Source organism: Streptomyces sp. NPDC006798 (genome assembly GCF_040635975.1).
GTDB lineage: Bacteria > Actinomycetota > Actinomycetes > Streptomycetales > Streptomycetaceae > Streptomyces.
This window is the reverse complement of record NZ_JBEYIS010000005.1, coordinates 100,698-126,121: the sequence shown is the minus strand read 5'-3', so window position 1 is coordinate 126,121 and position 25,424 is coordinate 100,698. Positions and strand designations below refer to the sequence as shown.

The 25,424-nt window shown below is 73.4% G+C and carries 18 protein-coding genes; 10 read left to right on the top strand and 8 right to left on the bottom strand.

The window, feature by feature from the left end:
* Positions 1-20: 20 nt before the first annotated feature.
* The 7 genes from ABZ714_RS04965 to lgt all read left to right on the top strand — a co-directional run bounded on the left by ABZ714_RS04965 (position 21) and on the right by lgt (position 6,767).
* A complete protein-coding gene (locus ABZ714_RS04965) occupies positions 21-293 on the top strand; it encodes an HGxxPAAW family protein (protein WP_358823734.1) in 273 nt (90 codons plus the stop codon).
* A 392-nt stretch (positions 294-685) separates the two neighbouring features.
* On the top strand, positions 686-1,132 hold the full coding sequence (locus ABZ714_RS04960; protein WP_358823817.1) for a DUF2752 domain-containing protein: 447 nt from the start codon (positions 686-688) through the stop codon (positions 1,130-1,132).
* A gap of 137 nt (positions 1,133-1,269) precedes the next feature.
* A complete protein-coding gene (gene trpC / locus ABZ714_RS04955; RefSeq protein ID WP_358823733.1) occupies positions 1,270-2,079 on the top strand; it encodes an indole-3-glycerol phosphate synthase TrpC in 810 nt (269 codons plus the stop codon).
* A 398-nt stretch (positions 2,080-2,477) separates the two neighbouring features.
* On the top strand, positions 2,478-3,737 hold the full coding sequence (gene trpB, locus ABZ714_RS04950; protein WP_358823732.1) for a tryptophan synthase subunit beta: 1,260 nt from the start codon (positions 2,478-2,480) through the stop codon (positions 3,735-3,737).
* Positions 3,734-4,564, top strand: coding sequence for a tryptophan synthase subunit alpha (trpA, locus tag ABZ714_RS04945; protein WP_358823731.1), 831 nt, complete (start codon positions 3,734-3,736; stop codon positions 4,562-4,564). Before trpB ends, trpA begins: the two co-directional genes overlap by 4 nt.
* 109 nt (positions 4,565-4,673) lie before the next feature.
* Positions 4,674-5,579 carry a thioredoxin domain-containing protein gene (locus tag ABZ714_RS04940; protein WP_358823730.1) on the top strand — a complete coding sequence of 302 codons (906 nt, stop codon included), beginning with the start codon at positions 4,674-4,676 and terminating at the stop codon, positions 5,577-5,579.
* A 186-nt stretch (positions 5,580-5,765) separates the two neighbouring features.
* On the top strand, positions 5,766-6,767 hold the full coding sequence (gene lgt, locus ABZ714_RS04935; protein WP_358823729.1) for a prolipoprotein diacylglyceryl transferase: 1,002 nt from the start codon (positions 5,766-5,768) through the stop codon (positions 6,765-6,767).
* Between the two features lie 138 nt (positions 6,768-6,905).
* On the opposite strand, the gene ABZ714_RS04930 is transcribed toward lgt, so the two are convergent.
* The 8 genes from ABZ714_RS04930 to ABZ714_RS04895 form a co-directional block, all read right to left on the bottom strand.
* Positions 6,906-8,228: a glutaminase gene (locus ABZ714_RS04930; protein ID WP_358823728.1), complete on the bottom strand. Its 1,323-nt coding sequence runs from the start codon at positions 8,226-8,228 to the stop codon at positions 6,906-6,908.
* A gap of 229 nt (positions 8,229-8,457) precedes the next feature.
* The gene (locus tag ABZ714_RS04925; protein WP_358823727.1) at positions 8,458-9,270 is read right to left on the bottom strand and encodes a CoA ester lyase; all 813 of its coding nucleotides are present in this window, start codon (positions 9,268-9,270) and stop codon (positions 8,458-8,460) included.
* A complete protein-coding gene (locus tag ABZ714_RS04920) occupies positions 9,267-10,553 on the bottom strand; it encodes a CoA transferase (protein WP_358823726.1) in 1,287 nt (428 codons plus the stop codon). The genes ABZ714_RS04925 and ABZ714_RS04920 overlap by 4 nt, the downstream gene beginning before the upstream one ends.
* A complete protein-coding gene (gene rbsK, locus ABZ714_RS04915; RefSeq protein WP_358823725.1) occupies positions 10,550-11,557 on the bottom strand; it encodes a ribokinase in 1,008 nt (335 codons plus the stop codon). Before rbsK ends, ABZ714_RS04920 begins: the two co-directional genes overlap by 4 nt.
* Positions 11,554-13,395, bottom strand: coding sequence for an ADP-ribosylglycohydrolase family protein (locus tag ABZ714_RS04910; protein WP_358823724.1), 1,842 nt, complete (start codon positions 13,393-13,395; stop codon positions 11,554-11,556). Before ABZ714_RS04910 ends, rbsK begins: the two co-directional genes overlap by 4 nt.
* A 40-nt stretch (positions 13,396-13,435) precedes the next feature.
* Positions 13,436-14,605 (bottom strand): ADP-ribosylglycohydrolase family protein, encoded by a 1,170-nt coding sequence (locus ABZ714_RS04905; RefSeq protein ID WP_358823723.1) that lies wholly within the window; start codon positions 14,603-14,605, stop codon positions 13,436-13,438.
* Positions 14,529-15,794: an ADP-ribosylglycohydrolase family protein gene (locus tag ABZ714_RS04900; protein ID WP_358823816.1), complete on the bottom strand. Its 1,266-nt coding sequence runs from the start codon at positions 15,792-15,794 to the stop codon at positions 14,529-14,531. Before ABZ714_RS04900 ends, ABZ714_RS04905 begins: the two co-directional genes overlap by 77 nt.
* A gap of 404 nt (positions 15,795-16,198) precedes the next feature.
* On the bottom strand, positions 16,199-17,401 hold the full coding sequence (locus tag ABZ714_RS04895; RefSeq protein ID WP_358823722.1) for an ADP-ribosylglycohydrolase family protein: 1,203 nt from the start codon (positions 17,399-17,401) through the stop codon (positions 16,199-16,201).
* Between the two features lie 355 nt (positions 17,402-17,756).
* On the opposite strand from ABZ714_RS04895, the gene ABZ714_RS04890 reads away from it, so the two are divergent.
* From ABZ714_RS04890 to ABZ714_RS04880, 3 genes are all read left to right on the top strand, one after another.
* A complete protein-coding gene (locus ABZ714_RS04890) occupies positions 17,757-18,485 on the top strand; it encodes a VIT1/CCC1 transporter family protein (RefSeq protein WP_358823721.1) in 729 nt (242 codons plus the stop codon).
* Positions 18,486-19,287: 802 nt separating this feature from the next.
* Complete coding sequence (gltB, locus tag ABZ714_RS04885; protein ID WP_358823720.1) at positions 19,288-23,865, top strand: glutamate synthase large subunit; 4,578 nt, start codon at positions 19,288-19,290, stop codon at positions 23,863-23,865.
* A complete protein-coding gene (locus ABZ714_RS04880; protein ID WP_358823719.1) occupies positions 23,858-25,318 on the top strand; it encodes a glutamate synthase subunit beta in 1,461 nt (486 codons plus the stop codon). The genes gltB and ABZ714_RS04880 overlap by 8 nt, the downstream gene beginning before the upstream one ends.
* Positions 25,319-25,424: the final 106 nt, after the last annotated feature.

Sequence of the window (25,424 nt, the reverse complement as noted above, 5' to 3'; positions counted from 1 at the left end):
AGCAACAAGGGAGTCATTACATGTCGGCCCACGACCACGGACACACCCCGGCCGCCTGGACCGGTTCCACCATCTCGTTCATCGGCTTCTGTGTCGCCGGTGTCTTCATGGTCGGCGCCAGCCCGGCCGGCTTCTGGCTCGGCATGGTGATCGTCGTCCTCGGTGGAGTGGTGGGCATGGGCATGCGGGCCGCGGGCCTGGGTGCTCGCGGTGAGAGCGCCGACCGCAAGAACGCCCGTGAGCAGGCCGGCCGGATCGTGGCCGAGCGCGTGGCCGCCCGCGGCGGCGCCTGACCACGGCCCATGGGCCGGCCCCGTCCGGGGCGACGGCCCGTACGACGCGAGGCGCAGACCGGCGGGGCCGGGCTGCGCCTTTCCGTATCTCCGGGGAGAATCGCACGGTGGACGCCACGACACCGCCCGCCGTACCCGCATCCGAGCCCCCGCCCCCGGCACCGGGGAAGCCCGGCGACCCGGCCGAGCCCGCCGGGCGCGTACGGGCTCCCGCCGCTCCGGCCGGGTCCGGCCCCGTACCGCCCGTACCGCCGCCGGGGCCCCCGGCCGCCGAAAGTTCCGTACGGCCCGCCGCGCCGGATCCCGGGGACACGGCCCATGACGGCGCGCGCCCCGGCCCGGAGGGCTCCCTGAGCGCCCCCGGGCGCCCCGGAGCCGCCCCCGAGTGGTTCCTGCGCCCCGGGGACCCCCGAACGCTTCCGGCGGCCACCCCGCCCCTGTGGCGGCGGCTCGCAGCCCCTCTGGGGACGATCGCCGCCGTCGGCGCCGCCTTCGCCTATGTCGGGACCGTGGACCCCAACGAACCCGGCCACTACCCGACCTGTCCCCTGCTCCGCCTCACCGGCATCTACTGCCCCGGCTGCGGCGGGCTCCGCAGCGCGCACGCCTTCGTCCACGGCGATCTCGGCGCCGCCTTCGGCGCCAACGCCCTCGCCGTCGTCGGCTACGGAGTCTTTCTCGCGCTCTGGGTCCTGTGGACGGTCCGGGCCGTCCGGGGCGTCCCCGGGGCGACCTGGCGGATCGCCGTACGGCCCTTCTGGTGGTGGGTGACGGGCGCCGTCGTGCTGGTCTTCAGCGTGCTGCGGAACCTGCCCTTCGGCTCCGCGCTGGCCCCCTGACCAGGCCCGTCGCACCTCCGCGCGGTCCCAGCCCGTGGGACGGGCCGCCACCGGATGCGGGGCGGGCCGCGTGCTGCGGATACCATCGAGATGAACGATGCTGATCAGCATGACCGTCCCGGAAGGGGGCCCCTCGCGTGAGTGTGCTCGACGAGATCATCGAAGGCGTGCGCGCCGACCTCGCGGAGCGGCAGGCGCGGGTCGGCCTCGACGAACTCAAAGAGCTCGCCGCCAAGGCCCCGGCCGCCAAGGACGGCGCCGCCGCGCTCCGCGGTGAGGGCGTCCGGGTCATCTGCGAGGTCAAGCGGTCCAGCCCCTCCAAGGGCGCCCTGGCCGCGATCGCCGACCCCGCCGGGCTCGCCGCCGACTACGAGGCGGGCGGCGCCGCCGCCATCTCCGTCCTCACCGAGCAGCGCCGTTTCGGCGGCTCCCTCGCCGATCTGGAGTCCGTCCGGGCCCGGGTCGACGTCCCCGTGCTGCGCAAGGACTTCATCGTCACCGCGTACCAGCTGTGGGAGGCCCGGGCGTACGGCGCCGATCTGGCGCTGCTGATCGTCGCCGCCCTGGATCAGGAGGCACTGGTCTCCCTGATCGAGCGGGCCGAGTCGATCGGGCTGACCCCGCTGGTCGAGGTGCACGACGAGGACGAGACCGAGCGCGCCCTGGCCGCCGGTGCCCGGGTCATCGGCGTCAACGCCCGCAATCTGAAGACCCTGGAGGTGGACCGCTCCACCTTCGAGCGGGTCGCCCCCGAGATCCCGGCGCATGTCGTCAAGATCGCCGAGTCCGGGATCCGCGGTCCGCACGATCTGATCGCCTACGCCAACGCGGGCGCCGACGCCGTCCTGGTCGGCGAGTCCCTGGTCAGCGGCCGTGACCCCAGGACCGCCGTCGCCGACCTGGTCGCCGCGGGCGCCCACCCGGCGCTCCGGCACGGGCGGGGCTGACCCCGCCGTGCCCGGCACCGTCCGCCGCCCGCGCCCGGCCACCGGGGTGGTGTCCGCGCGTCTCGCGCGCGGCTGCCGTCCCCGTGGCTGCCGCGCCCCGGCGCGACGGGTGCACGGCCGCCGGGTGCGGTATGTGATCGGTTCCGAGCCGGGCCAGGTCAACGGGATGCGATGGCCCCGCGGCCGGGCAAGCCGCTGACCCCTTCGCCGACGCCCGCGCGGTGCGACCGCGGGCCCGGGTGACCTGAGCGTTCCGGTTACCCGTGGCCCGGTGTACCCGTACGGCCGCCCGTACCCCGGTGGCCGGCCCCAGGCCGGGGCATGCGTACGCCCCTCCCGAACGACGATCAGATCCGCACACCAGGCTGGGGGCCGCGGGCCCCCGAGGAGTACGCCGGATGACCTCTTCCGCTTCCGCAGAATCCTTTGACTTCTTCGTCCCCGACCCGGAGGGACGGGTCCCGAACGCCGCGGGCTACTTCGGTGCCTTCGGCGGCAAGTTCATCCCCGAGGCCCTCGTCGCCGCCGTCGACGAGGTCGCCGTCGAGTACGACAAGGCCAAGGCCGACCCCGCCTTCACGGCCGAACTGACCGACCTGCTGGTCAACTACACGGGCCGGCCCAGCGCGCTGACCGAGGTGTCCCGGTTCGCCGAGCACGCCGGGGGCGCCCGGATCTTCCTCAAGCGGGAAGACCTCAACCACACCGGCTCGCACAAGATCAACAACGTGCTCGGGCAGGCCCTGCTCACCCGCCGGATGGGCAAGACCCGGGTCATCGCCGAGACCGGCGCCGGACAGCACGGGGTGGCCACCGCCACCGCCTGCGCCCTGTTCGGCCTGGAATGCACCATCTATATGGGCGAGATCGACACCCAGCGGCAGGCGCTGAACGTCGCCCGGATGCGGATGCTCGGCGCCGAGGTCGTCCCGGTCGCCTCCGGCAGCCGCACCCTGAAGGACGCCATCAACGAGGCGTTCCGCGACTGGGTCGCCAATGTCGACAACACCCACTACCTCTTCGGCACGGTCGCCGGACCCCACCCCTTCCCGGCCATGGTCCGCGACTTCCACCGGGTGATCGGCGTCGAGGCCCGCCGCCAGATCCTGGAGCGCGCCGGACGGCTGCCCGACGCCGCCGTCGCCTGCGTCGGCGGCGGATCCAACGCCATCGGCCTCTTCCACGCCTTCATCCCGGACGCCGGGGTACGGCTGATCGGCTGCGAGGCCGCGGGCCACGGCGTCGACAGCGGGGAGCACGCCGCCACCCTCACCGTCGGCGAACCGGGGATACTCCACGGCTCCCGTTCCTATGTCCTCCAGGACGACGAGGGCCAGATCACCGAGCCGTACTCGATCTCCGCCGGGCTCGACTACCCCGGGATCGGCCCCGAGCACGCCTATCTCAAGGACAGCGGCCGGGGCGAGTACCGCCCGGTCACCGACGCCGAGGCCATGGAGGCGCTGCGGCTGCTCTCGCGTACCGAGGGCATCATTCCGGCCATAGAGTCCTCGCACGCCCTCGCCGGGGCCCTAGACGTCGGCCGCGAACTCGGCCCGGAGGGGCTGATCGTGGTCAGTCTCTCCGGCCGCGGCGACAAGGACATGGACACCGCCGCCCGCTACTTCGGGCTGTACGACGGGGAGGACGCGAAGTGACCGGGAACGTACGTCTGCTGGACGAGACACTGGCCGCGGCGAAGGCCGAGGGCCGGGCCGCCCTGGTCGCCTATCTCCCGGCCGGATTCCCCACCGTCGACGGCGGGATCGCCGCCGCCACGGCGGCGCTCGAAGGCGGCGCCGACATCGTCGAGATCGGGCTGCCGCACAGCGACCCGGTGCTGGACGGACCGGTGATCCAGACCGCCGACGACATCGCCCTGCGCGGCGGTGTACGGATCGCCGACGTCCTGCGCACGGTCCGCGAGACCCACACCGCCACCGGCAAGCCCGTACTGGTGATGACGTACTGGAACCCGGTCGACCGCTACGGCGTCGAGCGGTTCACCGCCGAACTCGCGGCGGCGGGCGGCGCGGGCTGCATCCTGCCCGACCTGCCCGTCGAGGAGTCGGCGCTCTGGCGGGAACACGCCGCCAAGCACGGCCTCGCCACGGTCTTCGTCCTCGCCCCCAGCAGCCGGGACGACCGGATCGCGACCATCACCGAGGCCGGATCCGGCTTCGTCTACGCCGCGTCCCTGATGGGCGTCACCGGAACCCGTGAGTCCGTCGGGGCGCAGGCGGAGGATCTGGTACGGCGCGTCCGCGCCAAGACCGAGCTGCCCGTCTGTGTCGGGATCGGGGTCTCCACCGCCGCCCACGCCGAGCAGGTCGCCGCCTTCGCGGACGGGGTGATCGTGGGCTCCGCCTTCGTCAAGCGGCTCCTCGACGCCCCCGGCGCCGAGGCCGGACTCGCGGCCGTCCGAGAGCTGGCCGCCGAACTGGCCGCCGGGGCGCGCGCGGGCGCGCGGGCCGCCCGGACGTGAGCCCGGGCCCGGCTTCCGTACGCCGGGCCGGTGTTTCGTACGGATAGCTCGTACGGGTGGATCTGGACCGGGGAGGCGCGGGTGCGCCTCCCCGGTTCGTTTGCCGGGTGTGAACGAGAAGAACGACAAGAGCGCCAAGAACGCCAGGAACACAGCGGGTGGCGGGCGGCAGCGGTCCGCGCGCGAGCGGATCGAGCGGGAACACGCGCTGGAGCGGGCGCGCGAACGGCGGCGGCGGACCCTGATCGTCTCCTCGGCCGTGGTCGGCGTCCTCGGCCTGGCGGCCGTGGTCGGAGTGATCGCGGCCAACGCGGACAAGGGGAGCGGCGGCAGCGACGGCAGCTCCACCGCGGGCCCGCTGCTGGCGCCCGCGGGCGCCGAGGGCAAGGGGCGGCTGGCGATCCCATTGGGCGCCGCCGACGCGCCCTCGACGCTCACCGTCTGGGAGGACTTCCGCTGCCCGGTCTGCGCCCAGTACGAGAACGTGATGCGGAAGGCCATCCACGACCTGGAGAACTCCGGTCAGCTGAAGGTCGAGTACCACTTCGCCACGATCATCGACGGGAACATGGGCGGCAGCGGCTCGCTCCGCGCCGCCAACGCGGTGGCCTGCGCCCAGGACCTCGGCAAGTTCGCGCCGTATCACGATGTGCTCTACAAGAACCAGCCGCCGGAGCCGGACGACAAGTTCGCCGACAACGACTATCTGATCGAGCTGGGGGGCAAGGTCGAGGGGCTCGACACGCCCGAGTTCCGCAGCTGTGTGAAGGACGGCCGGCACGACTCGTGGGTCGCCAAGTCGAACAAGGCGTTCGCGGAGGGCGGGTTCAGGGGGACGCCGACGGTACTGCTCAACGGGGAGTCGATCTTCCCGGAGAAGGGCGGTAAGCAGATCTCCCCGGAGAATCTGACGAAGTGGGTCGAGGAGGCGAACAAGGGCAAGAAGCCGGGAACGGTACCGCCCGCTTCATCTGATTCCTCCGGCTCCTCCCGTTCGTCCGAAGAGGGATCGTAAGTCGGGTTCCGTCAATCCCGTGGCGCTCCTGGTGACACTCCCGTCACCGGGAGCGGGCGGCCCGTCCGGCCCCGTTCCGGCGGGCTCCCGTACAGCCGCGGACGGCGGGGAGGGCCATGAGTTATTCAGACGTTGTCCCGGCCGCTTGCCGGTTCCACTGCTAAGCAGGGTAGCGTCGGACCCGTCATGGACCTTGCCTACATTCCGAGCCCGTCCTCCGGAGCGATCCACCTGGGACCGCTGCCGCTGCGCGGCTACGCACTCTGCATCATTCTCGGTGTCTTCGTGGCCGTCTGGTACGGCAACAAGCGCTGGATCGCCCGCGGCGGCACGGCCGGGACCGTGGCCGACATCGCCGTCTGGGCCGTGCCCTTCGGCCTGGTCGGCGGCCGTCTCTACCATGTGATCACCGATTACCAGCTGTACTTCAGCGACGGTAAGAACTGGGTGGACGCCTTCAAGATCTGGGAGGGCGGGCTCGGTATCTGGGGCGCGATCTCCCTCGGCGCCGTCGGCGCCTGGATCGGCTGCCGCCGCCGGGGCATCCCGCTGCCCGCCTGGGCCGACGCCCTGGCGCCCGGAATCGCCTTCGCCCAGGCCATCGGCCGCTGGGGCAACTGGTTCAACCAGGAGCTGTACGGGAAGCCGACGGATCTGCCGTGGGCGCTGGAGATCTCCGAGGGCCCGAACCGGGTGGCGGGCACGTACCACCCGACCTTCCTCTACGAGTCCCTCTGGTGCGTCGCCGTCGCGCTGCTGGTGATCTGGGCCGACCGGCGCTTCAAGCTGGGCCACGGCCGGGCCTTCGCGCTCTACGTCGCCGGATACTGCGCGGGCCGCGCGTGGATCGAGTACCTCCGGGTCGACGAGGCTCACGAGGTCCTCGGACTCCGGCTCAACGTCTGGACGGCGCTGGTCGTCTTCGTCCTCGCGGTGGTCTACATCGTGGTCTCGGCGCGGCTGCGCCCGGGCCGGGAGGAAGTCGTCGAACCGGGTGCGCCGGGTACCGGGACCGGTGCCGCGGCCGACGCCGACGGGTCGGCCGACTCCGGTACGGAGGGCGGCCAGGCCGCCGCTCCCGGTGACGTCGCGGACGATGCCGGGGACGGCGACAAGGACGGTTCCGGGGACGGCAAGTCCGGGACCGGTAACCGGGACGCGACGGCGGAGGCCGGGACGCAGCCCTGACGTCCCTTCCGGCCGGGATCTGGGCCGTGTCGTCAAAATGGCGCCGTCCGCCCGAAGGGCGTCGCGGGCCAGGCGGGATTCTGACGACACGGCCCACCACGGCGAAGACCTCCGCTGTGGTGGGAGCTTTCCGGGAACTCACCGCACCGGAGGTCTTCGTGTGCCGCCGGACGGCTCCGCCCGGTCGGAGGGCAGGGCTCGTTCCACGGTGTCGACGACGGTGACCCGGCCCCTGTCTCCGGGGTCGGGATCCGGCATGATCGATTCCGGGTCGACGAGATAGACCTCGTGGCCGTCGAGTGTCAGCCGGCGGACGACTTCCAGGATCATGCGCCGGGCCACGTCGTCGATCGCGTAGACCATCGTGAGGTCCACGGCCACCCGGGTCTCCCGGGGCTCCGAGTCCACGGCCTCACGAACGACTCTCTCGGCTCCGGCGAAGCCGATCCCTCCTTGCAGCTGGAAGACCCGTACCGCGTCCGGACCGCTGCCGACGTCATGGTTGGAGCGCACGACCGCCCGCGCGGCGGGCGGGACTCCCATCAGATGCAGCCCCATGTCGGACGAGAACCGTTCGAACAGGGACACCCCTCGCACGCTGTTCCCGTGAGGATCCAGCCGTGGCGAGAACGTGGCGATACCGATCTGGCCGGGGAGCGCGCCGATGATCCCCCCGGCCACGCCGCTCTTCGCGGGGATGCCGACCTGGGTCGCCCAGTCACCGGCCGCGTCGTACATTCCGCAGGTGAACATGACGCTCAGCACCTGACGCACCACCGGTTCGGGGATCACCCGCTCACCCGAGAGCGGATTCACCCCGCGGTTGGCCAGTGTCGCGGCCATCATGGCCAGATCTCGGGCGGTGACGAGCACGGAACACTGGCGGGTATAGCCGTCGACCACGGCTCGCGGGTCCTCGGTGAGGATGCCGTGGCTGCGGAGCATGTAGGCGATGGCGAGGTTGCGGTGTGCATGCTCCATCTCCGATACGCAGACCGCCTCGTCCGTCCTCAGCCTGCGGCCGGCGAAGGCGGAGAGGCCGTCGATCACCCGTTCGGTACGCTCCGCCGGTCCCAGGCCCTCCGGGCCGGTCAGCGAGTGTGCGGTGATCGCACCGGCGTTGATCATCGGATTGAGGGGGCGCCCCGTCTCGCTTTCGAGGGAGACCTCGTTGAACGCCTCTCCCGACGGCTCGACGCCGACTTTGGCGAGTACGGCGTCGAGTCCCCGGTCGGAGAGCGCCAGGGCGTATGCGAACGGCTTGGAGATCGACTGGATGGTGAATTCGGTATCGATGTCACCGGCGCCGTAGACCGCCCCCTGAACCGTGGCGAAGACCGCGCCGAGGCGTTCGGGATCCGCTGCCGCGAGTTCGGGGATGTACCCCGCCAGTTCGCCGGACGTCAGTGAGACGGCGTCTTCGAGCGCATCTGCCAGATAGTCGGGAATGACTGACCGCATGCGGTCCTCCTCTCACCGGATGCGCAGGCTTCGCATGCCGGTATCGGGGCTGCCGCCGCGTCGCGTGCGGCGCGGGGGCCGGGGACGGGAACGACCGGCGGGAGGCCGCCGGGGCGGGGGACCCCCCGGCGCCCTTCCTACTATTCGGGTTCCCCGGCTTCTCCGCCTGCTCTGCTTTCTTCGGGTTCTCTGCTTTCTTCGGGTTCTTCGGGTTCTTTCGCGGGAACGGTCAGGGCGCCACCCGACGGGCCAGGGCGAGGGTGCGTTCGGCCGCCGCGACGATCGCCGCGTCGACGAACCGGCCGTCGGGCAGGGCCTGGGCGCCGCCGTCGGCCGCCGCGGCCTTCACCACGGCCACGGCCGCCGAGATCTCCTCCGGGGCGGGGCGGAAGGCCCGTTCGATGACGGGGAGCTGGCGGGGGTGGATGGCGGCCCGGCCGACGAAGCCGAGGGCCCGGCCGTGCGTGCAGGACGCGTAGAGGGCGTCCAGATCGCGGATGTCGGGGAAGACCGACTGGACGGGCGGGGCGAGCCCGGCGGCCCGCGCGGCGATCACGATCCGGGAGCGGGGCCAGTCCAGGGCCGTACCGCCGTCCCGTACGCCGAGGTCGGCCCGCAGGTCGGCCTCGCCGATCCCGATGCCGTGGACGGCGGGGTGGGCGCTGGCGATGGCGTAGGCGTGCTCGACGGCCAGGGCCGATTCCAGCAGCGGATAGAGGGGGACGCCGGGGGCGAGCCCGGCGACGGGGGGAATGTCAGTGCCGTGTGTCACCTTGGGAACACGGAGAGCGCTCAGACCGGGCAGGCCGGTCAGGGTCTCGATCTCTTCGGGCGAGCGGGGGGAGTTGATCCGGACGTGGACGGGCAGCGGCTGGGGTTCGGTGAGCAGTTCGGCGGTGGCGGCGAGGGCGTATTTCTTCCGCTCGGGGGCGACGGCGTCCTCCAGGTCGACGATCACCACATCGGCGCCGGAGCGGATGGCCTTGTGGACGACCTCGGGGCGGTCGCCGGGGGCGTACAGATAGGTGAGGGGGATGGTCATACGGCACCCCGGGCGCGGAGCGCGGAGATATCGCCGGGGCCGAGACCCAGCTCGGTGAGGACGGCCTCGGTGTCGGCGCCGTGGGGGCGGCCGGGCCAGCGGATCGCGCCGGGGGTCTCCGAGAGCCGGAAGAGGACGTTCTGCATCCGGATGGTGCCCAGTTCGGGGTCCTCGACCTCGGTGACGGTGTCCAGCGCGCGGTACTGGGGGTCGTCCATCACGTCCCGGACGTCGTAGACGGGGGCGATCGCGGCCTCGGCCTTCTCGAAGGCGGCCAGGACCTCGGTACGGGGACGGCGGGCGATCCAGCCCCCGACGGCGGCGTCCAGTTCGTCGGCGTGCCCGGCGCGGCCGTTCCCGGAGGCGAACCACGGCTCGTCGATCAGCTCGGGGCGGCCGACCAGCCGCATCACCCGCTCCGCGACGGACTGTGCCGAGGTGGAGACGGCCACCCAGCGGTCGTCGGCGGTCCGGTAGGTGTTGCGGGGCGCGTTGTTGCGGGAGCGGTTGCCGCACCGGGGCTGGACATAGCCGAGCTGGTCGTACCAGAGGGGGCCCGGTCCGAGGACGGCGAGCATGGGCTCGATGATCGCCATATCGACGACCTGGCCGCGTCCGGTGGCGGTCCTGGCGGTGAGGGCCGTCATCACGGCATAGGCGGTGGCGAGGGCGGTGACGGAGTCGGCGAGACCGAAGGGGGGCAGGGTCGGCGGGCCGTCGGGTTCTCCGGTGGCGGCGGCGAAGCCGCTCATCGCCTCGGCGAGGGTGCCGAAGCCGGGACGGTGGGAGTAGGGGCCGAACTGGCCGAAGCCGGTGACCCGGGCGAGGACCAGCCGGGGGTTGGCCCGGCTCAGCTCGTCCCAGCCGAGGCCCCACCGCTCCAGGGTGCCGGGGCGGAAGTTCTCGATCACCACATCGGCGTCGGCGGCCAGCCGCAGCAGAGTGTCCCGGCCGTCGGGGGAGGAGAGGTCGAGGGTGACGGTCCGCTTGTTGCGGCCCAGCATCTTCCACCAGAGCCCCACCCCGTCCTTGGCGGGGCCGTGGCCCCGGGAGGGGTCGGGGCGGCGGGGGTGCTCGACCTTGATCACCTCGGCGCCGAAGTCGCCGAGCAGGGTGGCGGCCAGCGGACCGGCGAAGAGGGTGGCGAGATCGAGGACGCGGAGCCCGCTCAGGGCGGTGGCGGACGGCGGACGAGGACGGGGCGGACCAGGAGGGGAGGAGAGGCCGGTGGAACCCGGCGGTACGGGCGAAGGCGCGGGCGAAGAGGCGTGGGGAGGCGTCATGAGGCGCTGCCGATCTCCGGGTCGGATTCGGATACGGGGACGGACGGGGTCCCGGCGGACGCGGCCGGAGTTCCGGCCGACAGGGTCGCCAGGGAGCTGTCCGCGGGCGCGGTGGTGGCGTAGGCGGTGTCGATCTCGGGGCGGTAGGGCATCGAGACCGACGCGCCCTCACGGCCGACGCAGAGGGCCGCCGCACAGGTCGCCCAGCGCAGGGCGGACTCCACGGGGCGGCCCTCGCCGAGGGCGACGGCGAGGGCGCCGGTGAAGGCGTCACCCGCGGCGGTGGTGTCCACGGCGGTCACCCGGGGCGCGGGGACGGTGAGCCGGGTGCCGTCCCGGTCGGCGTAGAGACAGCCCCGGGCGCCCAGGGTGATCACCACCCGGGGGACCCGGCCGAGCAGGGCGTCGGCGGCGGCGCCCGGGTCGGTGAGCCCGGTCAGCAGGGTGGCCTCGTGCTCATTGGGGACCAGCAGATCGACGGTGGCGAGCAGCGGGGGCGGCAGCGGCCGGGCGGGGGCGGGGGTGAGTACGGTCCGTACGCCGTGCCGGCGCGCGGTCCCGGCGGCCTCGACGACGGCGGAGAGGGGGAGTTCGAGTTGGAGGAGCAGGGTGTCGGCGGTGGCGATGAGCGCCTCGTCGCCGGGGCCGAGCGCCGTGACGGAGCCATTGGCGCCGGGGACGACGACGATCGCGTTGCCGCCCTCGTCGTCCACGACGACATGGGCGGTGCCGGAGGGGCCGTCCGCCGTGTGCAGCAGATCGGTGTCCACCCCGGACGCCTCCAGGGTGTGGCGCAGCCGGGGTCCGAAGGGGTCCGTACCGACCGCGCCGATCATCGCCACGGTGCCGCCCGCGCGGGCGGCGGCCACGGCCTGGTTGGCGCCCTTGCCGCCGGGGACCGTGCGGAACGCGCGGCCGGTGACGGTCTCGCCGCGCCGCGGGGCGCGGTCGACATAGGCGACGAGGTCCATATTGGTGCTGCCGAGTACCACGATGGCTGTCATGGGCGGAGCGCCTCCTGGTGGGTGAGCCGGGCGAGGGTGTCGAAGCCGATGCCGTCGAATCCGGTGACGGAGCTGGCGAGCCGGTTGCGCAGGGGCGCGGTCCAGCGGCCGGGCAGCCGGTCGGGGTGCCCGGCGAGCAGCCCGGCGACCGAGCCAGCGGTGGCGCCGTTGGAGTCGGTGTCCCAGCCGCCGGAGACGGCCCGGCAGATGGAGCCGGAGAAGTCGCCGTCGGCATGGGTGAGGGCGGCGGCGAGCAGGGCCGCGTTGGGGACGGAGTGGACCCAGTGGTAGTGGCCCAGTTCCCGGTGGAGCCGGTCCACGACGGTGTCGAAGTCGGCTTCCGCGCGAGCCGTGGCGATCCCCAGCCGGACGGCCCGGGCCAGCCGCGACGCCGGTGGTACGACGGTCAGTCCGGTGGCCAGCGCCTGGTGGACGGTGATCGCGGACCCGGCCGGGCCGTTCGCGCGGTGCGCCGCTCCGCCGGTCTTGCCGCGGCCCGCCGGTACGCCGCCGGTCGTTACGCCGCCCGCCGCGCAGGCGATCGTCGCCGCGATGAACATGGCGGCGTAGACACCGTTCCCGGTATGGCTGAGTACCGCGTCCCGGTGGGCCTGGGCCGCGGCCGCGCCCGGGTTGCCGGGATGCGTCCAGCCGTGGACGTCCGCGCGGATCGCCGCGCCGATCCACTCCCGGAACGGATTGCGGTACCGGGCGGTGTACGGCGGTTCGATCCCGCAGAGCAGATTGCGGTAGGCGATCCGCTCGGCGGTGAACGTCCGGCCGGCGGGCAGTTCGTCCAGCCAGAGGGCGGCGACGTCCCGGGTGCGGAAGCCGCGGCCGTACCGGCGGAGCAGCAGCAGATTGAGCAGCGGGTAGTTGAGGTCGTCGTCCTCCGGCATGCCGTCGATGTTCTCGGCCAGCGACGTGGGCGCGGAGCGCCGGTTCCAGGGATGGGCCCGGGCCAGTTCCGGGGGCAGCCCCTCGGCGGTGAACCAGCTCCGCAGCGGCCAGTTCCCGGTGGCGGCGGCCAGGGCCCGGATCCCGGCGAGCGGCAGCTTCTCCACCGGCTTCCCCAGCAGACACCCGGCGGCCCGGCCGAGCCAGGCGGCGTGCAGCGCGTCCTCGTAGGCCGTCGCGGGGGCGGCGGCCGGGTCATCGGGGCGGGCGGCGCGGTCCGGTACGGGGGCGCGGGCCGCGTGGAGGGCGTCCTCGTATGCCCCGGGACGGGATTCGGGGGCGGGGCGGGGGCTGTGTCCGGACCCCGGGGAACCGTGACCGGAGCCGGAGCCGGAGCCGGTCGCGGGGACGGCCTGGTCGGTTCGGGCGGCGTGGAGGGCGTCCTCGTACGGCCCCGGAGCCGACTCGGGTGTGGTCGGCGGGTGGGCGCGGTGCCGTACGGGGCCGCCGGGCTGTGGGGCTTCGTCGGCGGCGGCCGGTGCGGGGCAGGTCGTCCGGCCTCTGGGCGGGGCGGGCGAGGCGGGCCAGTCGGGGCAGGCGGCCAGTACGGCGGCCAGATCGGTGGGCTCGCGCTCCTCGACGTCGCCGGTCAGGGCGGCCAGTTCGTCCAGCAGCCGGCCCGCGACGGACCGGGGCCGCGGCCCCGCGGGCGAGCCGGAGGCCCCGCCCACAGGAGGAGCGGCCGTTCCGCCCGCAGCCTCCCAAGCGGCGGCCACCGCCGCGACGGTCGCCGGGTCGCGCCCGTCCTCGACGGCCTGGCGGAGTTCATGGGCGACGAGGTCCTCGGGCTGTACCCAGGTGAGCCGGAGCGCGCCGGACCGGTCGGCGCGCGGCGGCGGGGGTGGTGTGCCGAGCTGTCCGGGCAGCGCGGTCGCGGTCATCGGCGTACCCCCCGCAGCCCGGCGCCGGGTGGGCCGGCGGTCACCGGGCCTCCTCCGTCAGCCGGGCGAACGCGGTCTCGTGCGCGCGGCGCCGGGCCGTGTCCCGGGCGAATACCTCCCGGGTGACCGAGGCGAGGTCCCGGGCCGGGGCGTCCAGATCGAGCCGGCTGGCCTCGGCGACGGTCTTCGCCCAGTCGCGCGGTACGGCCGCCGAGCCGTGCAGCGCCCCGGCGATCGCACCCGCCATGGTGGCGATGGAGTCGCAGTCCCGGCCGTAGTTGACCGATCCCAGGACGGTACGCCGGTAGTCGCCGCCGCCGATCAGCAGCATGCCGAGGGCGATCGGCAGCTCCTCGATCGCGTGCAGCCGGGAGGGGCGGCGGGCGCCGAGTCCGGGCGCCCGGTAGTCGGCGCCGACCGTGTCGAAGGGCGCGATCGCCGTCCGCAGCGGGGCGAGCGCCGGTTCGAAGTCCGTATGGCGGACGGCGACTTCCGCGACCGCCTCGATCGCCGCCCGGGTGCCGTCCTTGGCCAGCGACAGCGCCGTGTCGACGACCGAGGCGGGGGTGGCGTCCGGTGCGCAGGCCGCCGCGACCGCCGCCGCGAAGACCCCGGCCGCCTCCCGTCCGTAGGACGACTGATGGGCGCCCGCGACGTCGATCGCCTCGCGGTACGCCGCCCCGGGGTCGGCCGCGTTGACCAGCCCGACCGGGGCCATGTACATGGCCGCGCCGCAGTTCACGATGTTGCCGCCGCCCGCCTCGCGCGGGTCGACATGTCCGTAGTGGATCCGGGCCACCAGCCACTTCTCGGCGAGGAAGATCCGCTGCAGCGGCAGCGCCTCCGCCTCCAGTTCGGGGATCCACCGGGGGGTCCCGAGCAGATCGGGTACCAGGTGCTCGGCCACGGAGTAGGCGTCGAGATGGTCGCGTACGGCCGCGTACACCCGGATCAGCGCGTGGGTCATCAAGGTGTCGTCGGTGACGTGTCCGTCGCCCTTGTGGTACGGGGCGACGGGGCGCGCGGTGCGCCATCCGGCACCGTGCCACGGCCCGACGATCCCCTGGACCCGGCCGCCGTGCCGTTCGGTGATCTGCTCGGGTGTGTACCCCTCGACGGGGCCGCCCAGGGCGTCACCGACCGCCGCGCCCGTCAGCGCGCCCGCGATCCGGTCGTCGAGTCCGGGCGATGTGTGTGGTGTTGGCGTCATGTCGGAATTGTCCACCCGGGGTGGCCGGTTCCCCGGGTGCCAGCCGCTCGGCGAGTTCCACCAGATCCGTACCCGCGAGCCGGGGCAGGGCACAGCCCGCGAGGGTCCGGCACGCCTCGCGCCAGGACTCGGGTACGGCTCCGCCGCCGCCGAGCGCGCCGGTCAGCGCCCCGGCGAGGGCGGGCGCCGAGTCCGCGACCCGGGAGAGGCAGGCCGCCGTCGGCACGGCCTCGGCGACCCGGCCGCGGGCCGCCGTCGCCACGGCCAGCGCCACCGGGACGGTCTCGGCCGCCGCGATGCCGTAGCTGTAGACATGGTCGACGATCTGATGCTCCAGCAGCGGTACGAGGGCGAACGCGGCGGCCTCGCCCGCCAGGGACCGGGCCAGCCGTACGGCGTGCCGGGCGTTGCGGCCGATCTCGGTGGAGCCGGGCAACTGGTCCACGGCGGCGGCCACCGCGCCGTCCACGTCGGCGCCGCCGAGCGCCGCGGCGACCGCGGCGGCCATCGCCCTGGCGCCGTACACCCCGTCACCGTCCTGGGTGTACCGGGCGTCGAACTCGGCGAGCGCGGCGGCGGCAACCGGGTCGCCGGGGTGGACGACCGCCAGCACGGCGGCCCGTACGCAGGCCGCGTCGTCGAAGTAGTGCGGATTGTCGTGGCCGGTCGCCGGGGGCCGCAGCCCGGTCGCCAGATTCCCCAGCCCCGCCCGGACGGAGATCCGGGCCCGCAGCGGCAGAACCGCCGACTCGACCTCGGGCGCGCGGGCCGCCGCGGCGGCGACCTCGGCGGCGAGGGAGTTCCACGCCAGATCGACGGCCGCGCGCGGGCGGTGCTCCGGGGGGAGCGCCGCGAAGAGTTCCCCGGCCGCCGTCAGTACGGTCTCGGCCGCGAAGGCGGCCCACTCGGCGTCGTCGGACGGGCCCAGGCGGAGCGGCTCCGGCGGCTGGTTGAGCGCGATCGGGACAGGGAGGGTCGTGGTGGCGTTCTGCTCGGCGAAGGTGTCCAGCTCCCGGGTGAGCCGCCGGGTCCACTCGGGCATCCGGGCCGCCCGGTGCCGGGCGGCGGGCCATCCGGCGGCGTCCCCGGCGGCCAGCCCGAGCAGCAGCCCTTCCACGGCCCGCTCGGCGGGCCCGGCCGTCTCACCGGCGCTTGTCGCTGCCGGGGCGGTGCCTGCGGCGGTCCGGATCCGGGCGGCGGCACCCGCGCGGGTACGGGCCCGGGGCGAGAGCGCCGGGGCCTGGTCCGGACAACGGGCCGCCGACGTCCGGCGGCCCGGGGGCGCGCCGCCGCTCCCCTCCGGCGGATCCGGGGGGCGTACGGAGGCACCGGCACCCGTACCCGTACGGGGCTCGGACGCGCCCGGCACCGGGGGAGGAGCACCGTCGGGCGCGGCGCCGTCCGGACCGAGGGCCTCCGCCCCGGGGAGGCGGACCGTTCCTGCGGCCGATGCCGATGGCAGTGCCGGTGCCGGGAGCGCGTCGGTGTCGTCCCGTCGCGTCCGGCGGTCGCGTCGTACGCGGTTCACCGGCGGGCCCTCGGCACCCGGCCCAGGACCGGCCGCCCGCGCCGGATCGTGCGGCGTACCGGCCGTCATGACGCCGCCCGGGGGCCGCGCCCCGGCCGCGTACCGGAGAGCGCGCCGTCCGGGGCCGTTTCGGGAGCCGGGTCCGCGTCCGGGGCCGTATCCGTACCGCCTGCCGCGGTCGCGTCGGGCGGCCGTTCCCCGGGCGGCTCCGGCGACTCGTCGGGGACCAGCAGATCCGCGACGTCCAGGATGTGCTGGCCCGCCATCGACGGCAGACAACTGCCCCGGACCGGCCCGATCGCCGCCGCCCACTCCGGGGGGATCGCCGACGCGCCCCGTACCGCACCGGCCAGCGCGCCCGCGACCGCCGCCGTCGTATCGGCGTCCCGGCCCATGTTGACCGCCGTGAGGACCGAGGCGCGGAAGTCGCCCCGGGCCGCCGCGAACGCGCCGAACGCCAGCCCCACCGCCTCCGGCGCCAGATCCGTCCACGGATAACCGCCGATCACCACCGAGGAGCGGACCGCCCGCTCCATCGTCAGGGTGTCCGGATAGGAGCGTTGCGCGGTGACCACCCCCCGGCGCAGGGAGCGGGCCGTCCACGAGTCCATCGGGATCACCGACAGGGCCGCGCCGATCACCCCGGCCGGGCCCGCGCCCGCCATCGCGGCCGCGACGCCCGCCGCGACCGCCTGCCCGCCGAAGATGCCCTCGCCGTCATGGCTCACCGAACCGTCGATGGTCACCAGCCGGGCCGCCTCCAGCGGACGGCCCGCCGCGAACACCCCGAACGGCGCCGCCCGCATGGCGAGTCCGTCGCTCCACGCGTGCCGGTGCTGGGCCGAGATCGGGGCGGCCAGTCCCCGGCGGAGATTCTCCAGCGTGCCCCGCTCGCTGAACCCGGCGCCGCGGAAGGGCCCCTCGTCGAGATCGGCGATCCAGTGGTGCCACGCCCGCTCGACATGGGCCACCGTCAGGGCCGAGCCGTGCCGGGCCAGCAGCAGCCCGGAGAAGATCGCGTACTCCGTGTCGTCCGTCCCGGCCGGATCATGGGTGACGAAGCCCTCGATCCGGCCCCAGCGGCGGCGGATCTCGGACGGCCGCATGTTCTCCGCGGGCGCGCCCAGGGCGTCGCCCACCGCGAGACCCAGCAGCGCGCCGCACGCCCGGTCGCGCAGGGCGGGCGCGGGGGCGGCGGCGGCCGGGTCCGCCGAGGACAGCGGCGCGCCGTCGAACGGATCGGCGGGATTGCATGCAACCAACTCCATGGAGCGGGCCCCTTTCGCGCGCGCGAGCCTGTCGTCTGCATCTGTGCCATACGCACACCGCCGACAGACCGAGAAACGCCGATAAAGAATGAGAAACGCCGCTGTTACCCGGAATGTCACCCTACGGAACTCAGGTAAGTATGGACTGCCTTGCTGGCGAGCCCCTTACATCGCGCGTATTTTCGATGGTGTTCGAGGGGGTGGAGCGGAAGGTTCCGCCGATAGGCGACGGGTTGACGGGTCCGCCCGGCATGCCCGGGATACGGCCGACCGGCCGTCGCGCCCGGAATCCGGTGTCCGCGCGACACCGGGAGCCCCCGAGGACGTGGCACGGCAAGGCAAGGGGAGAAACAGAGTGGCCGTCATCGAATCCGTCGCGAGCCTGCACGAGGCGCACCGCGACAACCACACGCACCGCGACGTCAACGGCGGCTGGCTGCGGCCCGCCGTCTTCGGCGCGATGGACGGCCTGGTCTCCAATCTGGCCCTGATGACCGGAGTCGCGGGCGGCTCGGCCTCCCAGCAGACCATCGTCGTCACCGGGCTCGCCGGACTCGCGGCGGGCGCGTTCTCGATGGCCGCGGGCGAGTACACCTCGGTCGCCTCCCAGCGGGAGCTGGTCCTGGCGGAGCTGGCCGTGGAGCGGCGCGAGTTGCGCAAGCACCCGGACGACGAGCAGGCGGAGCTGGCGGCGCTCTACGTCTCCCGGGGCGTCGAGCCCGAACTGGCGCGGGAGGTCGCGGCCCAGCTCTCCCGCGACCCCGAGCAGGCCCTGGAGATCCACGCCCGGGAGGAGCTGGGGATCGACCCCGACGACCTCCCGTCGCCGACGGTCGCCGCGGTCTCGTCGTTCGGCGCCTTCGCGCTGGGCGCGCTGCTTCCGGTACTGCCGTATCTGCTGGGCGCGAGCGCCCTGTGGCCCGCCGTGCTGCTCGCCCTGGCCGGCCTCTTCGGCGCCGGTGCGCTCGTGGCACGTGTCACTGCCCGTAGCTGGTGGTTCAGCGGGCTGCGACAGCTCGCCCTGGGCGGCGGCGCGGCGGCGCTGACGTACGCCCTGGGCCATCTGATCGGCGCGGCGGTCTGACGCGGCGTCGCTGTTTTCGGGGGCGGGCCGAGCCGGGGGCCTCGGCTTGTTCGCGGGGCGCGGGCCGCCTGTGCCTTATGGGGCCGGTGCCCCGGGGAATCCGGGCCGCGCCCGGAGAGCTGCGTTTGTTCGCGGGCTGCGGGCCGTCGGCGGTCTCTCGCGCGGTTCCCCGCGCCCCTCGGAGGCCGGGCGCCCGCTTCCGGGGCCGCAGGTGGTTCCTCCGCGCCCCGGGGAGCCCGGGTCGCGTCCCTGGAATCGGCGCGGCTGTCTCCGTTCACGGGGTGGATACTCCGCCGTGACGTACCGGGCGGGTCACTCCACCGGGCCCGTGTCCCGGCGGGCTGCCCGGGGGCCGGGGCGGTGCCCGTCGGCGCCCTGGGCCCGGGCGGATACACTCGGGCGGACTTTCCGCTCCGGGGTGTCCACCCGGGGCTTCCCATGGCGTGCCGCGTCGGCGTCGCGCATGGTGGGGACAGCGCCGACCCCATCGCGAGACCCCGGCCGGACCGCCGGTTTCGGAGTGTGTGCCACGGGGCATGAGCCGTAGGCGCCGCGGGCAAAGAAGCCCGCTCCGCCTCCGGGCCCTGCGGTTGGCCGGGCCCCCGGCACAGATCCCGGCATGGATCCCAGGACCGTGTCCGTAAGCCTGCCGTACCCTGTCCGTAACCCCAGATTGTCCGCATGCTGGAATGTGGAATCCACTTTTCGGGAATCATTCCATCATGTAACCTGCACGAAATTTCGCAGAGGGCCAACGTCGTCCCTCGGCACAGCACATGCCACGACGACGACGGGAGAGCCGATGCGTTCCGACGCCTGGTCGCCCATGGACGGTCGCCCCGCCCCTCAGGGGATGTACGACCCCCGTAACGAGCACGACGCCTGCGGCGTCGGATTCGTGGCCACCCTCACCGGGGTGGCCAGCCATGAGCTGGTGGAACAGGCGCTGACGGTGCTCCGCAACCTGGAGCACCGCGGAGCGACCGGTTCGGAGCCCGACTCCGGGGACGGCGCCGGAATCCTGGTCCAGGTGCCGGACGCCTTCCTCCGCGAGGTCACCTCCTTCGAGCTGCCCGAGGCCGGCGCCTACGCCGTCGGTACCGCCTTCCTGCCCGTCGCGGGCGAGGACGGCGGCGACCCCACCGGCGACGCCGTCTCGCGGATCGAGACGATCGCCGAGGAGGAGGGCCTCACCGTCCTCGGCTGGCGCGAGGTCCCCGTCACCCCCGATCTGCTCGGCAACGGCGCCCGCGCCACCATGCCCGCCTTCCGGCAGATCTTCGTCACCGACGGCGAGAGCACCGGCCTGGTCCTCGACCGCAAGTCGTTCGCGCTGCGCAAGCGGGCCGAGCGCGAGGCCGGGGTGTACTTCCCGTCGCTCTCCGCCCGGACCGTCGTCTACAAGGGCATGCTCACCACCGGACAGCTGGAGCCGTTCTTCCCGGACCTGTCCGACCGGCGCTTCGCCACCGCGATCGCCCTGGTGCACTCCCGGTTCTCCACCAACACCTTCCCGAGCTGGCCGCTGGCCCACCCGTACCGCTTCGTCGCCCACAACGGTGAGATCAACACCGTCAAGGGCAACCGCAACTGGATGCGGGCCCGGGAGTCCCAGCTGGCCACCGAGGTCTTCGGCGAGCGCGACCTGGCGCGGATCTTCCCGGTCTGCACCCCCGACGCCTCCGACTCCGCCTCCTTCGACGAGGTCCTGGAGCTGCTGCACCTCGGCGGCCGGTCCCTGCCGCACTCCGTGCTGATGATGGTCCCCGAGGCATGGGAGAACCATGACTCCATGGACCCGGCCCGGCGCGCCTTCTACCGCTACCACTCCACGATGATGGAGCCCTGGGACGGCCCCGCCTGCGTCACCTTCACCGACGGCACCCAGGTCGGCGCCGTCCTCGACCGCAACGGGCTGCGCCCCGGCCGCTACTGGGTCACCGACGACGGACTGGTGGTCCTCTCGTCCGAGGTCGGCGTCCTCGACATCGACCCCGCCAAGGTCGTCCGCAAGGGCCGTCTCCAGCCGGGCCGGATGTTCCTCGTCGACACCGCCGAGCGCCGGATCATCGAGGACGACGAGATCAAGTCGACCCTCGCCGCCGAGCAGCCGTACGCCGAATGGCTCGCCGGGGGCACCATCGAGCTGGGCGATCTGCCCGAGCGCGAGCACATCGTGCACACCCACGCCTCCGTCACCCGCCGCCAGCAGACCTTCGGCTACACCGAGGAGGAGCTGCGGGTCCTGCTCGCCCCGATGGCCAGGACCGGTACGGAGCCGATCGGCTCCATGGGCACGGACTCCCCGATCGCCGCGCTCTCCGAGCGGCCCCGGCTGCTCTTCGACTACTTCACCCAGCTCTTCGCGCAGGTCACCAACCCGCCGCTGGACGCCATCCGCGAGGAACTGGTGACGTCCCTGCACTCGTCGCTGGGTCCCGGCGGCAATCTGCTGGACCCGACGGCCGCCTCCTGCCGCAGCGTCACCCTGCCCTTCCCGGTGATCGACAACGACGAGCTGGCCAAGCTCATCCACATCAACGCCGACGGCGACATGGCCGGGATGAAGGCCGCCACCCTCTCCGGTCTCTACCGGGTCGGCGGCGGCGGTGACGCCCTCGCCGCCCGGCTGGAGGCGATCTGCGCCGAGGCCGACACCGCGATCGAGGACGGCGCCCGGCTGATCGTCCTCTCCGACCGGCACTCCGACGCCGAGCACGCCCCGATCCCGTCGCTGCTGCTCACCTCGGCCGTCCACCACCATCTGATCCGGACCAGGCAGCGCACCAAGGTGGGGCTGCTGGTCGAGGCGGGCGACGTCCGCGAGGTCCACCACGTCGCGCTGCTGATCGGCTACGGCGCCGCCGCCGTCAACCCGTATCTGGCGATGGAGTCGGTCGAGGACCTGGTCCGCGCCGACACCTTCATCACCGGTATCGAGGCCGAGCGGGCCATTCGCAACCTGATCCACGCCCTGGGCAAGGGCGTGCTGAAGGTGATGTCCAAGATGGGCATCTCGACCGTCGCCTCCTACCGGGGCGCCCAGGTCTTCGAGGCCATCGGTCTGGAAGCGGCGTTCGTCGCCGAGTACTTCGACGGCACCACCTCCAAGATCGGCGGCGCCGGTCTCGCGGTGATCGCCGACGAGGTGGCCGCCCGCCACGCCAAGGCGTACCCCGCCTCCGGGCTCGCCCCGGCGCACCGCGCGCTGGAGATCGGCGGCGAGTACCAGTGGCGCCGCGAGGGCGAGCCGCACCTCTTCGACCCGGACACCGTCTTCCGGCTCCAGCACGCCACCCGCAACCGCCGGTACGACATCTTCAAGCAGTACACGGACCGGGTGAACGAGCAGTCCGAGCGGCTGATGACGCTCCGCGGCCTCTTCGGCTTCGCCGGGGGCCGTCCGTCCATCCCGCTGGACGAGGTCGAGCCCGCGTCCGAGATCGTCAAGCGCTTCTCCACCGGCGCGATGTCGTACGGCTCGATCTCCCGCGAGGCCCACGAGACGCTCGCCGTCGCCATGAACATCCTCGGCGGCAAGTCCAACACCGGTGAGGGCGGCGAGGACCCCGACCGGCTCTACGACCCGGCCCGGCGCTCCGCGATCAAGCAGGTCGCCTCCGGCCGCTTCGGCGTCACCAGCGAATACCTGGTCAACGCCGACGACATCCAGATCAAGATGGCCCAGGGCGCCAAGCCCGGCGAGGGCGGCCAGCTGCCCGGCCACAAGGTCTACCCGTGGGTGGCGAAGACCCGGCACTCCACCCCCGGCGTCGGGCTGATCTCCCCGCCGCCGCACCACGACATCTACTCGATCGAGGATCTGGCCCAGCTGATCCACGATCTGAAGAACGCCAACCCCAAGGCCCGGATCCACGTCAAGCTGGTCTCCGAGGTCGGGGTGGGCACCGTCGCCGCCGGTGTCTCCAAGGCCCATGCCGACGTCGTCCTGATCTCCGGCCACGACGGCGGAACCGGCGCCTCCCCGCTGACCAGCCTCAAGCACGCGGGCGGGCCCTGGGAGCTGGGCCTCGCCGAGACCCAGCAGACCCTGCTTCTCAACGGGCTGCGGGACCGGATCGTGGTCCAGACCGACGGCCAGCTCAAGACCGGCCGCGATGTGGTGATCGCCGCCCTGCTGGGCGCCGAGGAGTTCGGCTTCGCCACCGCGCCGCTGGTGGTCTCCGGCTGCGTCATGATGCGCGTCTGCCACCTCGACACCTGCCCGGTCGGGATCGCCACCCAGAACCCGGTACTGCGGGAGCGTTTCTCCGGCAAGGCCGAGTACATCGTCAACTTCTTCGAGTTCATCGCCGAAGAGGTCCGCGAGCTCCTCGCCGAGCTGGGCTTCCGTACGCTCCAGGAGGCCGTCGGCCACGCCGAACTGCTGGACACCGCCCGCGCGGTGAACCACTTCAAGGCCGAGGGCCTCGACCTGGCACCCCTGTTCCATGTGCCCGAGCTGCCCGAGGGCGCGGTCCGCCACGCCCTGATCGAGCAGGACCACGGACTGACCAAGGCGCTCGACAACCAGCTGATCAAGCTGGCCGCCGACGCGCTGGGCGCCGAGTCCGCCGAGGCCGCGCAGCCGGTCCGGGCCCAGGTCCCGATCCGGAACATCAACCGGACCGTGGGCACCATGCTCGGCCACGAGGTCACCCGCCGCTTCGGCGGCGCCGGGCTCCCCGACGACACCATCGACATCACCTTCACCGGCTCGGCGGGCCAGTCCTTCGGCGCCTTCGTGCCGCGCGGCATCACCCTCCGGCTCGAAGGCGACTCCAACGACTACGTCGGCAAGGGCCTGTCGGGCGGCCGGATCGTGGTCCGCCCCGACCGGGCCGCCGACCATCTCGCCGAGTACTCCACCATCGCGGGCAACACCATCGCCTACGGCGCCACCGGCGGCGAGATCTTCCTGCGCGGCCGGACCGGTGAGCGGTTCTGTGTCCGCAACTCCGGCGCGACCGTCGTCTCCGAGGGCGTCGGCGACCACGGCTGCGAGTACATGACCGGCGGCCACGCGGTCGTCCTCGGCGAGACCGGGCGCAACTTCGCGGCCGGTATGTCCGGCGGCGTCGCCTATGTCATCGACCTCGACCGGGACAACGTCAACCCCGGGAACCTGGCGGCCGTCGAACCGCTGACCGACACCGACCGGCGGTGGCTGCACGACGTGGTGCGCCGCCACCAGGAGGAGACGGGCTCCACCGTCGCCGGGAAGCTGCTCGCCGACTGGGAGACCAACGCGGCCCGCTTCAGCAAGATCATCCCGACCACGTACAAGGCAGTGCTCGCCGCCAAGGACGCCGCTGAGCTGGCCGGTCTCTCCGAGCAGGAGACCACCGAGAAGATGATGGAGGCGGCGATCAATGGCTGACCCCAAGGGCTTCCTGACCACCGGCCGCGAGGGCGCGCGAACCCGCCCGGTCGCCGAGCGCGTCAAGGACTGGAACGAGGTCTACGTCCCCGGCTCCCTGCTGCCGATCATCAGCAAGCAGGCCGGCCGGTGCATGGACTGCGGCATCCCGTTCTGCCACAACGGCTGTCCGCTCGGCAATCTGATCCCCGAGTGGAACGACTACGCCTACCGGGGCGACTGGTCCGCCGCGTCCGAGCGGCTGCACGCCACCAACAACTTCCCCGAGTTCACCGGGCGGCTCTGCCCCGCGCCCTGCGAGGCGGCCTGTGTGCTGGGCATCAACCAGCCCGCGGTCACCATCAAGAACGTCGAGGTCTCCATCATCGACAAGGCGTGGGACTCCGGGGACGTCACCCCGAGGCCCCCGGACCGGCTCTCCGGCAAGACCGTCGCCGTGATCGGCTCAGGCCCGGCCGGACTCGCCGCCGCCCAGCAGCTCACCCGGGCCGGGCACACCGTCGCGGTCTACGAGCGGGCGGACCGGATCGGCGGACTGCTCCGGTACGGCATCCCCGAGTTCAAGATGGAGAAGGTGCACATCAACCGCCGCATCGAGCAGATGCGCGCGGAAGGCACCAAGTTCCGGACCGAGGTGGAGATCGGCCGCGACGTCGACGCCGCCCAGCTCCGCCGCCGCTACGACGCGGTGGTGATCGCGGCCGGGGCCACCGTCTCCCGCGATCTGCCGGTCCCCGGCCGGGAGCTGAAGGGGGTCCACTTCGCGATGGACTACCTGCCGCTCGCCAACAAGGTGCAGGAGGGCGACTTCGTCGCGCCCCCGATCACCGCCGAGGGCAAGCACGTGGTGGTGATCGGCGGCGGCGACACCGGCGCGGACTGCGTCGGCACCGCCCACCGGCAGGGCGCGGCCTCCGTCACCCAGCTGGAGATCATGCCCCGGCCGGGCGAGGAGCGGATCGCCGGACAGCCCTGGCCGACGTTCCCGATGCTCTACAAGGTCACCTCGGCCCACGAGGAGGGCGGCGAGCGGGTCTACTCGGTCTCGACCACCAGCTTCGAGGGCGACGAGGACGGCAACGTCCAGGCGCTGAACCTGGTCGAGGTCGAGTTCGTCGACGGCAAGCTCACCTCCAAGCCCGGCACCGAGCGCCGGATCCCGGCCCAGCTGGTCACCCTGGCCATGGGCTTCACCGGCACCGACCAGTCCAACGGTCTGGTCGAGCAGTTCGGTCTGGAGCTGGACGGGCGCGGCAACATCGTCCGCGACGCCGACTTCGCCACCAATGTCGACGGGGTCTTCGTCGCCGGTGACGCGGGCCGGGGCCAGTCGCTGATCGTCTGGGCGATCGCCGAGGGCCGGTCGGCGGCCCGCGGGGTCGACCGCTATCTGACGGGGGCGAGCGAGCTGCCCGCCCCGATCCGCCCGACCGACCGCGCGCTCACCGTCTGACGCCCGGTCCCACCGAAGACGTCCCGTACAACGGCGTACGGAACTGAACGCGGCGCCCTCCCCGTCCCCGACCGGACCCGGGTGGGCGCCGCGGCGCGTTCCGGGG